Here is a 10,361-nt window from a genome sequence, read left to right on the forward strand (position 1 = left end):
GCCCCCCTCCTCGAGGAGGTGCGCGCGTGACCGGTGAGCGCACCGAGCCCCTGCGGGTGCTGATCGCCGACGACCACCCGGTCTACCGCGAGGGCCTGGCGATGGTGCTCGGCTCCCTGGAGGGCGTCACGGTGGTCGGCGAGACCGGCGACGGCCTGGAGGCGGTCGAGCAGGCCGAGCTGCTGCGGCCCGACGTGATCCTCATGGACATCGCCATGCCGGGGCTCAACGGCGTCGAGGCGACCAGGCGGGTCCGGGCCGCCCTGCCGGACACGCAGGTGCTCGTCCTGTCGATGCACGAGGGCGCCGACAGCGTCCTCGCCGCCCTGCGGGCGGGTGCCCGCGGCTACCTGGTCAAGGGCGCCACCAAGCACGAGGTCGCCCGCGCCCTCCGCGACGTCGCCGACGGTGGAGCCGTCTTCGGTGGGAGCGTCGCCGACCAGGTGCTGCACCGGGTGCAGGAGTCGGGACGCACCACGCGACGGGGTGCCGAGGCGTTCCCGGACCTGACCGACCGCGAGCTCGAGGTGCTCGACCTGGTCGCGGGCGGGCTGTCGAACGCCGCCATCGCGACCCGCCTCTACCTGTCGGACAAGACCGTCCGCAACGTGGTGTCCCTGGTCCTCACGAAGATCCACGCGCGTGATCGCGCCGACGCGATCGTCAAGGCGAGGGACGCGGGGCTGGGAGGCTGAGCCGACCGGGCCGGCTCAGACCACCACGACCTCGGTACCGATCTCGGTGAACTCCCAGAGCGCGATCGCGTCCTCGCGCTCCTGACGGATGCAGCCGTGCGACTGCGGCGTGCCCAGCTGGGCACGGGTCTGCACCAGCCGGCCGTCGTTGTCGACGGGGATGTCGTGGAAGCCGATCGCCGCGCCGGTGTCACCCTGGGCGAACCTGACGAAGTACTTCATGCTGCCAGAGCCGTCGAAGGCGTAGGCCTGCTCGGAGCGGGAGTAGACCTCGTAGGAGCCGGGGTCGAGGTTGTCGTAGAGGCTCCCGGACACCGGGTAGGTGCGGACGACCTCGTCGTCCCCGTCGACGAGCCACACCCGCTGGCGAGCCTCGCTGAAGACCACTCGGTAGCCGTCGCCGGAGTCGGCGGGCAGGGTCTCGTCGGCCGACGGGTCCACCTCGGGCGGGTCGGCCTCCTCGACCGGCGCGGTGCCCGCGGCGCCGGCGGTCGCGCTGTCGTCGGCGGAGCCGGCAGCGGCCTCGTCCTGGGCGGAGTCGAGGACGAGGACGGCCTTGTCGCCGATGGCGGCCAGCCCGGAGCCACCCGTCCGGCCGGTCAGGTCACGGGCGACGTCCGTCTCGCCACCGCGGTCGGAGGGACCGGCCACCGAGGGCAGCACGCCGAACCCGCCCAGCATCGCGACCAGGCACACCGTCGCCGACACCGCGACCACACCGATCCGCCCGTAACGAGGCTGGGCCGCGGCGGCGTGCCGGTGCGGCGACGCCGGGGACCGGCGACGCGGAGGCTGTGCCCGGTGTCGGCTCATCCTCGCGCGGACGCTCGCTTCACCAGGTTGCCCGCCACCTCGCGGTAGGCCCGGGCGCCCTTGCTGCTGCGGCTGGTCGACAGGATCGACCGGCCCCGCGCCGGCGCCTCGGCGAACTTGATCGTCTTGGGGATCGGCGGCTCGATCACGTCGAGCGCATAGGTGTCCGAGATCGTCTCCAGCACCGTCCGGGAGTGGTTGGTACGACCGTCGTACAGCGTCGGCAGCACACCCCAGACCTCGAGTCCCTTGTTGGTGAAGCGGCGGACGTCGTGGACGGTGTCGAGGAGCTGCCCCACCCCGCGGTGCGACAGCGTCTCGCACTGGAGCGGGATCAGGACGCCTTGCGCGGCGGTGAGCGCGGCGACGGTGAGCACGCCGAGCGACGGCGGGCAGTCGAGCAGGATCCAGTCGTACGCCGCGCCGGAGTCGCCTGCGCTCTCCTGAAGGTCGGCGACGACCCCGGCGAGGACGTGCTCGCGGCCGGTGCGGGTCAGCAGGTCGGCCTCGGCGCGGGCGAGCTCGATCGTGGCCGGCAGCAGGTCGACGCCGTCCTCGGTCTCCAGGATCGCCTCTCCCGGGGCGAGGCCCTTGGTCAGCACGTGGTGGACCGACAGCTCGAGGTCCTCCGGGTCGATGCCCAGCGAGAACGTCAGGCAGGCCTGCGGGTCGAGGTCGACGAGCAGCACGCGGTGACCGAGCTCGGCGAGCGCCGCTCCGATCGAGGCGACGGTGGTCGTCTTCGCGACGCCACCCTTCTGGTTGGCGACCGCGAGGACCGTCGGCTGTTTCGTCTTCTGGGCGCTCATCGCGCCCCATTGTGCCGGAACCGTGGATGGTTGACTGACCGCCATGCCCACCGCTCTCGTCACCGGCCCGACCGCGGGGATCGGCCACTCGTTCGCCCGCCAGCTCGCCGAGCGCGGGCACGACCTCGTGCTGGTCGCCCGCAACGAGGCGCGCCTCGTCGAGGTCGCCGAGGAGCTCCGCTCCGCCCACGGCGTGCGGGTCGAGGTGCTGGCCGCCGATCTGGCCGACCGGACCTCGCTGGCCACGGTGGAGCGCCGCCTGGCTGACCGGGACCGGCCGGTCGACCTCCTGGTCAACAACGCCGGCTTCGGGCTCAAGGGCCGGTTCCTCGACAACGACATCGAGGTCGAGCAGGCGATGCTCGAGGTGCTGGTGACCGCGGTGCTGCGCCTGAGCCACGCCGCCCTGGGCCCGATGGCCGAGCGCGGCAGCGGCGGCATCATCAACGTGTCCAGCGTGGCGGCGTTCCTGCCCCGGGGCACCTACAGCGCGGCGAAGGCGTGGGTCAACAGCTTCAGCGAGTGGGCGGCCAACGAGTACCGCGACCGCGGGGTCACCGTCACCGTCCTCTGCCCGGGCTTCACCAAGACCGAGTTCCACGAGCGGATGGGCGTCAGCCGGGGGTCGGCACCCGGCTTCATGTGGCTGGACGCCGACCAGCTGGTCGCGACCGCGCTCAGCGACTTCGACAAGGGCAAGGTCTTCTCGATCCCCTCGGCGCAGTACAAGGCGATCACCGCACTGGCCCGGGCGGTTCCCAGCAGCGTGCTGCAGCGGTTCCAGGCGCTCGGGCGGAAGTAGCCACCCCGCGAGGTCACGGAGCTGGGACGAGTCTGGACCGTGAGTAGGTGCCCACCTCGACGCCGTCGACGAACCTGATGCCGACGAAGCCGTCCGTCGGTGCCGTGTAGTGGTAGAAGCGGAGCACGGTCCCGTCCGGGTCCGGCACGTCGAGCAGGAGGCCGGATCCCGTCTCCACGATCCCGCTGTGGGCGATCCCGAGCCGGTCGCACCGGGAGACCAGCTCCGCGAGGCTCGCCGCGGAGCTCGGGGTCAGGGCCACCACGTCGAAGCCGGAGAGGTCCGGTCGGCCCGCGCAGACGCTGCGGTCCCGCAGGGCTATGCAGAACCGTCCCTCCTCGTCGATCAGCCCTACTCCGCGCAGCTCTCCGTCCTCCTCGAACTCGATCCAGACCCGCAGGTCCAGCAGCTCGCAGTACCAGGGGACGCTGCGGACGAGGTCTGTCACCGGCAGCTTGACCTGCGCGATGCGCTCGATCACGACGCAACCTCGGCCGAGGCCGACAGCCATGGGCGCAGCAGCACCCGGCTGACCTCCCACAGCTCCTGCCGGCGTCCTGGGTCCGCCGCCCGCCGCGGCACCTCGATCGGCCGCAGGCCCGGCCCGTAGAAGCCCCCGTTGCTCCCGACCGTCGGGTCCTGGGCGAGCCGGGCCGGCGTCTCCGCCGCCGTCTCGACCTCGCTCCCGACGAGTCGTGCCACACCTCGGGCGACCCAGCGCAGCGGAGCAGGTACGCCGCGTGCGTTGCGGAACACGTCGGTGCGGACCACTCCCGGGAAGACGCACGTCACCTCCACCGACGTACCGGCCAGACGAGCGGCCAGCTCGACGGCGAGCAGGTCGTTGGCGAACTGGCTGGCCGCCGCCAGATGACGGCGCGGGTGGGCCCGCCCCTCGAGCACCGCGTCGAGGTCGAGGCTGTCGCCGTACTTGCCGGCGTTGGCCACCAGGACGACCCGGCCCGATGGCGCCGCGGCCACCAGGGGCAGCAGCCGCGACAGCAGCAGGAACCGCGACAGGTAGTTCAGCGCGAAGGTCCGCTCCAGGCCCTCGCTGGTCCACTCGGCCGCACCGGCGAAGACCCCCGCGCACAGCACGACCGCATCCAGGCGCGAGGTCCTCGACGCCACCTCGTCCGCCAGTCGGGCGGTGTCCGCCATGAGGGAGAGGTCCACCGGGACGTGGGCGTGGTCCACCCGGGGGTTGGCGCCGGCGAGGTCACGGAGCACCCGCGCGCCGCGGGCCTGGTCGCGTCCGGCGATGAGGAGCCGGTCGCCTCCGGCGCCCAGCCGGACCGCCACCGCGGCTCCGATGCCACCGGTCCCACCGGTCACCAACGTGGTTCGTTCGTTCATGCCGGCCACGCTAGGTCGGCTCAGTGCGACAATCCATGAGTGAAAGTCTTGGAAACCACAGCGTTCGTCCAGGATGGACCGGTCCCGGTGGACGCACTGACCACGGTGCTCCGCGAGCTGCGCTTCGAGAGCGTGGGCTACCGCTGGCTGGAGCTCGACCCGCCCTTCACGCTCGACTTCGACCAGCACCGGCTCCGCGGGATCCATGCCGTGACCGGTGGGACCTGCGAGCTCGTGACCGCCGACGGCAGCACCCACGCGCTCACCGCCGGTGACGTGGCCGTGCTGCCCCGGGGGGACTCCCACGTCATCCGCGCGGCCCCCGCGAGCGCGTCCGCCGACCCGGCGCGGTGCACCATCCTCTGCGGCGCGTTCGTGGTGGGCGACTCCGAGCATCCGGTGCTGGGCTCGCTTCCGCGGGTGGTCAGGGTCGCGGTCGTGGCGGCGCCGGCCCTCGGCCTCCTGGTCGAGGCGCTCGGGAACGAGGCTCGCGACGACGCGCCGGGGGGCGAGGTCGTGATGGCCCGGCTCTCCGACGCCCTGGTGATCCAGGCCTTGCGCCACCACGCGCGGACCAGCCTCGAGCCGGGGTGGCTGGGTGGCCTGCGGGACCCGCACATCGCTCCGGTGCTGGGGGCGATCCACCAGGATCCGGGCCACCACTGGTCCGTTCAAGAGCTGGCCGGGATCGCCCGCCTGGCCCGGGCGACCTTCTCGGCGAGGTTCACCGCCCAGGTGGGCCAGCCGGCGATGCGCTACGTGACCGCGGTACGCATGCAGCGCGCCCGCACCCTGCTCCGCGACGAGCACGCGACGGTGGCCGTGGTGGCCGCCCGGGTCGGTTACGGCTCCGACGTGGCGTTCGCGTCGGCCTTCAAGCGTTGGACAGGACACAGCCCGGGCCGCTACCGGCGTACCGCCCGTGCCGGGGCCTGACCCTCACCAGGCGGGGGCGGGTCCCCCGAACGGCAGCTCCACCAGCGGCGGACCGAGACCGGAGACGTCGCGCAGGATCCAGTCGTCGCGGAGCAGGAGGACCGCGGAGGCGGGACGCAGGACCATCCACAGCCAGCGCCCGGCGGCCTCGCCGGCGAGCACGGAGCGGTCCCACTCGCCACGCGACTCACTGGTCGAGACCGGCCACAGGGGCACGGTCTGGCCGTCGACGCGGACCCGGACCGTCGGGGGGCCCTTGCCCACCTCGTCGCCCGGGTCGTCGTGCCGCGTCCCGGCGACCCGGGCTCCGAGCCCCGTGCCGGCCTCCTCGCTGACCACGAGCACGTCGACCGGGCCGTCCAGCTCGCTCGTGCCGGACACGCAGGTCATCACGGCGCGCCCACCGTGGCCGTGGTCACCGACGGCCGCGAAGTCCGTGACCCGCCACCCGGGGCTGAGTGGCCACGGCAGGTAGGTCGGGAAGGTGGCGGTGGCGCCCAGGTGCTCGACGAAGGCGTCGTACGACACCTCGTCCGGCCGCCACAGCGGCACGATCTCTCCGTGCTCGGGGCAGGACCAGCCGCCGTCGACGCCCGTCCGAGCGACCGGGGTCGGGCACCGGGGGCACCCGGCGGTCAGCGGCATGCGGCTTACCTTGTCAGGAGTTCCACCGCAGGACCACCGGGTCCGCACGCTCGTAGCCGAGCACCGACACGGTGGCGGTGTCGAGGCGCAGCAGCCGTCCCTCGCTCACGGGGAGGCCGAGCCACCTCGCGGCCAGCGCGCGCGAGGCGTGCCCGTGCCCGACGACCAGGGTGGCTCCCTCGGTCGACCGCACCCGGGCCACGACGCGGTCGAGCCGGGCGCTCACCTGCTGCGCGGACTCACCGCCCGGCGCCGGCTGCGTCCAGATCGTCCACCCGGGCGTGTGCTCCTGGATCTCGAGCGTGGTCACGCCCTCGTAGTCGCCGTACTCCCACTCCGCCAGGTCGGGATCGACCTCGGCGTCCGGGAAGCCCGCCAGCTCGGCGGTACGGCGGGCGCGCCGGCGTGGGCTGGTCAGCACCAGCTCGAAGGGAGTGCCCGCCAGCCGGGACGCGAGCGCCCGGGCCGCGTCCTCGCCCTCCGGGAGCAGCGGCAGGTCAGTCGTCGAGGTGTGCCGTCCGGCGCGGCTCCACTCCGTCTGCCCGTGCCGCACCAGCCAGAGGTCGCCCACGCGGAAAGGCTAGTTCTCGGCCAGCACCACGACCGCGTCGCCGGCCGAGATCGTGTAGGTCTGCGACTTGGGCGGGTTCACCACGACCCCGAACCGCATCCCCGGCTCGGCGAGCAGCTCCGACTTGAGACCAATGGCCGTCTCGCTGCGGCGCGCGGCACCGGCGACCACGGTGGCCCAGCTGACGTTCTCCCCGGGCTTCACGTACCACTCCGCCGGCCGCAGGTAGATCTCGCTGCCCTCGGCGCCGAGCAGCTCCCGGAACACCGACTCGAGCCGGCCGTCCTCGGACAGCTGCGTGACCACCAGGCTGACGATCTCGCCGCTGACCACGACGTCGTCGACGTCCGCGACCGAGGCCAGCACGCGGTTGCGGTCGTCCAGCATCTCGCTGACCACCGGCACGTCCGACCCGACCTTGCCGAGGATGTCGCGCACGTGGAGCAGCGTGACCAGGGTCCGCGAGTCGGCGGTCTGGATGTCGAGGTCCCGGTCGTAGCAGAGCACGATGATCTGGTCGAGGTCGGCGAGCACGTGCTCGTTGAGCACCGCGCGGCTGGTCGACGGGGCCTTCACGACGGTGACCGCGAGGTTCGACATCGCGGGCAGGTCGGGCTCGCCGTACGTCGTCAGCACGGTCAGCGTCGAGCCCGGCGTGGCGTAGCGGTCGAGCTCGCGGACCACGATGGGCGCGCGGTCGTTCCAGCCGATGACCAGCGCCTGCGTGGGCTGGGCCTCGTCGCTGAGCCGCTCGCCCAGCATGGTGAGGGCGGGCTCGGTGAGCGACCGCGACTGCCCGTCGAGCACGGAGTCGTCCTCGACGACCACGATGAGCGTCTGCTCGGCGGTGATCACGGTGCCCGGCGGCGGGTTCAGCTTCGAGACCCCGTCGTCGATCAGGCCGACCACCGACGCCGACTCGAACGCCTGCAGCGCCTCGGCGTACGTCGAGCCGGCCAGGCCGTGGTCCTCGAAGAAGTAGAACTCGTCGCCCTCGTAGTCGAACAGCTCGGTGTAGACCGCGGCGGCACCGGACTGGCGCGAGGTCTGCACGACCAGCTTGGCGACCGTCTCCCGGATGTCGAGCAGGGTGGTCCGCCCGGTCCCGACGAGCTGGGCCGCCTCGATGTTCTCGGGGTCCTGGATCTCCGCGACGATCCGTGGCCCCTCGTTCCCCTCGTGGGTCAGCGCGAGCAGGGTCTTGATCACCTCGGAGTCGGGGTCGTCGGAGTCCGGCGCCAGCAGGATGACCGAGCGGGCGGTGTCGTGGCTGCTCAGCCGCAGGTCGTCGATGTCCATGGGCGAGCCGGACCGGCAGATGACCTTGGTGCCCCGGCGCTCGGGCACCTTGACCTTGAGCTCCTCCTCCATGTCGACCTTGTCGCGGTCGGCCAGGATGACGATGACCGGGTCCTTGCGGCTCTCGTTGGCCAGGCACAGCTCGCTGATGATCGTGAAGATCGACTCCGACCAGCCGAGGATGACGGTGTGGTCCTCCTCGAGCACGATGGACCGGCCACGGCGCAGGTCGGCCAGTTTGGAGTCGATGCCCGTGGCGAGCACACCGATCAGGGCGCTGACGATGAAGAGGCCACCCAGCGTCAGGCCGAGCATGGTCAGCAGGAACGGCCAGCTGCCCACGTCGCCGCCGATGGTGCCGGGGTCGAGCGCGTGCAGCAGGTTGTAGAAGAGCTCCTCGAAGAAGTTCCGGTCGGTGCCGTCGTTGCCCATCCCCGTGACGGTGAGGATGAAGGCGAACAGCAGGATCAGGAGCAGCGTCGCCGCCGTCAGCCACGCGACCAGGGCCGGCGTCCCCGCCGACATGGAGTTGTCGAACATGTAGCGCAGGCGGTCGCCCAGGCCGGACTTCTTCTCCGTCGCGGTCTTGACCGACGGTCGTCCGCTCTGCGCCATGGCCTTCGCCGTCCGCACTCGTAGCTGCTGTCCCGTGCGCGCCATGCAGGCTGCTCCCTCGCTCGCTCGAATGACCCCTGTCACCGGACAGGGGTCCGAAGCATGATCCCCCGCGAGCACGCGTGGCGTCACTGGCACGATCGGGCCATGTCCGCGACCCCGACCGGCACGCCGGAGGCCACACCGACCCCAGGTGACCGCCGGGCCAGGGGCGCCGTGGCCGTGGCCTTCGCGACCCAGGGCATGGTCTTCATCAGCCTCACGACCAGGCTGCCGGACGTCCGCCGGGAGTGGGACCTGAGCGAGGTGGAGCTCTCCGGACTGCTGCTCATGATGGTGCTGCTCGCCGGCGCGGGGTCGCTGTTGGCCGAGCGGGTCGCCCACCGCCGCGACAGCGGCTCCACCCTGCGCGCCGGGCTGCTGCTGGTCGCTCTCGCCGTGCCGGTGCTCAGCACCGCCCCCGCCTTCGGCGTCTTCGTGGCGGGGCTCGCGGCGTACGGCGTCGCCCTCGGGATCGTCGACGCCACCTCCAACATGCAGGCGGTCGCCGTCGAGCAGCGCTACGCCCGGCCGATCCTGCCGTCCTTCCACGGGGCGTGGACCTTCGGCGGGCTCGTGGGCGCCGGACTGGCGCTGGCGATGGGCTCGCTGCCGTTCTGGACCACCGCCGCGATCGCCGTCCTCCCGGTCGCCGCCCTGTTCGCGGCCTACCTGCCTCGCGATCACGGCGAGGCCACGGACGCCGCGGCCCGGATCCCGGTCCCCTGGCGGCCGATCCTGCTGGTCGGGCTCGGGATGGTCGTGTTCTACATGGTCGACACGTCGGCGCAGACCTGGGGACCGACCTACCTCGACGACGCGTTCTCGACGCCGTCGTCGCTGGTCGCGCTGGCGACGTTCCCCTACCTGCTGGCCAGCCTCGTGGTCCGGCTCGCCGGCGACGGGCTGGTGGCGCGGTACGGCGCGGTGCCGGTGCTCCGGACCGGCGCGATGGTCGCCAGCCTGGCGCTGCTCGTGGTCGTGACCGCGCCGACGTGGCCGGTCGTGGTGCTCGGGTTCACCCTGCTGGGCGCCGGTGTCTCCGTGGTCGCGCCCCTGAGCTTCTCGGCGGCCGCCCGGATCGCCGGCGGCCCAGGTGCCGACCGGGCCGCCGTGGACGCCGTGGTGGGGCGCTTCAACCAGTTCAACTACCTGGGCGCGCTGCTCGGCTCGGTGCTCACCGGGCTGGTGGGCTCGGGCTCGCTCCGCTACGGCTTCGCGCTGCCGATGGTCATCGTGCTCACGCTCATCCCGCTCGCGCGCGCCTTCGTCCCTGGTGCGGCCGATCAGTCGCCGGAGCGCCCCGGCCAGTTCTTGTCGGGCTGAGGCACCGGCCGACCAGGCTGCTCGCCGCCGCGCTCCTCGAGGTAGCTGTTCTTCGGCACCATCACCTTGCGGCGGAAGATGCAGACGACCTTGCCGTCCTGGTTGTAGCCGATCGTCTCGACGTGGACGACGCCCCGGTCGTCCTTGCTCTTGGACTCCCACTTGTCCAGCACCGTGGTCTCGCCGTAGAGCGTGTCGCCGTGGAAGGTCGGTGCCACGTGGCGCAGCGACTCGATCTCCAGGTTGGCGATCGCCTTGCCGGAGATGTCGGGGACCGACATGCCGAGCAGGATCGAGTAGACGTAGTTGCCGACCACGACGTTCTTGCCGAACTGGGTGGTCTCCTCGGCGTAGTTGACGTCGAGGTGGAGCGGGTGGTGGTTCATGGTGAGGAGGCAGAACAGGTGGTCGTCGTACTCGGTGACCGTCTTGCCGGGCCAGTGCTTGTAGGTCGC

At 72.2% G+C, this 10,361-nt stretch carries 12 protein-coding genes; 4 read left to right on the forward strand and 8 right to left on the reverse strand.

The genetic code is table 11. The features are described from left to right. Positions 1 to 26 precede the first annotated feature (26 nt). Positions 27 to 695, forward strand: coding sequence for a response regulator transcription factor (locus JHD21_RS16735; RefSeq protein ID WP_292677499.1), 669 nt, complete (start codon positions 27 to 29; stop codon positions 693 to 695). A 15-nt stretch (positions 696 to 710) separates the two neighbouring features. Here the strand turns inward: JHD21_RS16735 and JHD21_RS16740 are convergent, their stop codons facing one another. Next, entirely contained in the window at positions 711 to 1,508 is a 798-nt protein-coding gene (locus JHD21_RS16740) for a L,D-transpeptidase (RefSeq protein ID WP_292677502.1), read from the reverse strand. Next, the gene (locus JHD21_RS16745) at positions 1,505 to 2,317 is read right to left on the reverse strand and encodes a ParA family protein (RefSeq protein WP_292677504.1); all 813 of its coding nucleotides are present in this window, start codon (positions 2,315 to 2,317) and stop codon (positions 1,505 to 1,507) included. The genes JHD21_RS16740 and JHD21_RS16745 overlap by 4 nt, the downstream gene beginning before the upstream one ends. A 43-nt stretch (positions 2,318 to 2,360) precedes the next feature. Here JHD21_RS16745 and JHD21_RS16750 point away from each other — a divergent pair, with 43 nt between their 5' ends. Continuing rightward, entirely contained in the window at positions 2,361 to 3,119 is a 759-nt protein-coding gene (locus JHD21_RS16750) for an SDR family oxidoreductase (RefSeq protein ID WP_292677506.1), read from the forward strand. Positions 3,120 to 3,132: 13 nt separating this feature from the next. Here JHD21_RS16750 and JHD21_RS16755 read toward each other — a convergent pair whose 3' ends face one another. Both JHD21_RS16755 and JHD21_RS16760 read right to left on the reverse strand, forming a co-directional pair. Then, positions 3,133 to 3,600, reverse strand: a complete 468-nt coding sequence (locus JHD21_RS16755) for a hypothetical protein (RefSeq protein ID WP_292677508.1) — start codon at positions 3,598 to 3,600, stop codon at positions 3,133 to 3,135. Beyond that, positions 3,597 to 4,475 carry an SDR family NAD(P)-dependent oxidoreductase gene (locus JHD21_RS16760; RefSeq protein WP_292677510.1) on the reverse strand — a complete coding sequence of 293 codons (879 nt, stop codon included), beginning with the start codon at positions 4,473 to 4,475 and terminating at the stop codon, positions 3,597 to 3,599. Before JHD21_RS16760 ends, JHD21_RS16755 begins: the two co-directional genes overlap by 4 nt. 87 nt (positions 4,476 to 4,562) lie before the next feature. On the opposite strand from JHD21_RS16760, the gene JHD21_RS16765 reads away from it, so the two are divergent. Further along, positions 4,563 to 5,411: an AraC family transcriptional regulator gene (locus JHD21_RS16765; RefSeq protein WP_292677512.1), complete on the forward strand. Its 849-nt coding sequence runs from the start codon at positions 4,563 to 4,565 to the stop codon at positions 5,409 to 5,411. Positions 5,412 to 5,414: 3 nt separating this feature from the next. Here the strand turns inward: JHD21_RS16765 and JHD21_RS16770 are convergent, their stop codons facing one another. Genes JHD21_RS16770 through JHD21_RS16780 form a run of 3 tightly spaced genes read right to left on the reverse strand, consistent with a single transcriptional unit; the run spans position 5,415 to position 8,541 of the window. Continuing rightward, positions 5,415 to 6,056: a DUF6758 family protein gene (locus JHD21_RS16770; RefSeq protein WP_292677514.1), complete on the reverse strand. Its 642-nt coding sequence runs from the start codon at positions 6,054 to 6,056 to the stop codon at positions 5,415 to 5,417. 13 nt (positions 6,057 to 6,069) lie between these two features. Beyond that, positions 6,070 to 6,627: a histidine phosphatase family protein gene (locus JHD21_RS16775; protein WP_292677516.1), complete on the reverse strand. Its 558-nt coding sequence runs from the start codon at positions 6,625 to 6,627 to the stop codon at positions 6,070 to 6,072. A 9-nt stretch (positions 6,628 to 6,636) separates the two neighbouring features. Then, positions 6,637 to 8,541, reverse strand: coding sequence for an NAD-binding protein (locus JHD21_RS16780; protein ID WP_292677519.1), 1,905 nt, complete (start codon positions 8,539 to 8,541; stop codon positions 6,637 to 6,639). 147 nt (positions 8,542 to 8,688) lie between these two features. On the opposite strand from JHD21_RS16780, the gene JHD21_RS16785 reads away from it, so the two are divergent. Further along, on the forward strand, positions 8,689 to 9,906 hold the full coding sequence (locus JHD21_RS16785; RefSeq protein ID WP_292677521.1) for an MFS transporter: 1,218 nt from the start codon (positions 8,689 to 8,691) through the stop codon (positions 9,904 to 9,906). Here the strand turns inward: JHD21_RS16785 and JHD21_RS16790 are convergent. Further along, a partial coding sequence (locus JHD21_RS16790) for a MaoC family dehydratase (RefSeq protein ID WP_292677523.1) occupies positions 9,867 to 10,361 on the reverse strand: 495 nt, incomplete at its 5' end. The two genes, JHD21_RS16785 and JHD21_RS16790, sit on opposite strands and share 40 nt — an antisense overlap.

Source organism: Nocardioides sp. (genome assembly GCF_016462705.1).
Classification (GTDB): domain Bacteria; phylum Actinomycetota; class Actinomycetes; order Propionibacteriales; family Nocardioidaceae; genus Nocardioides.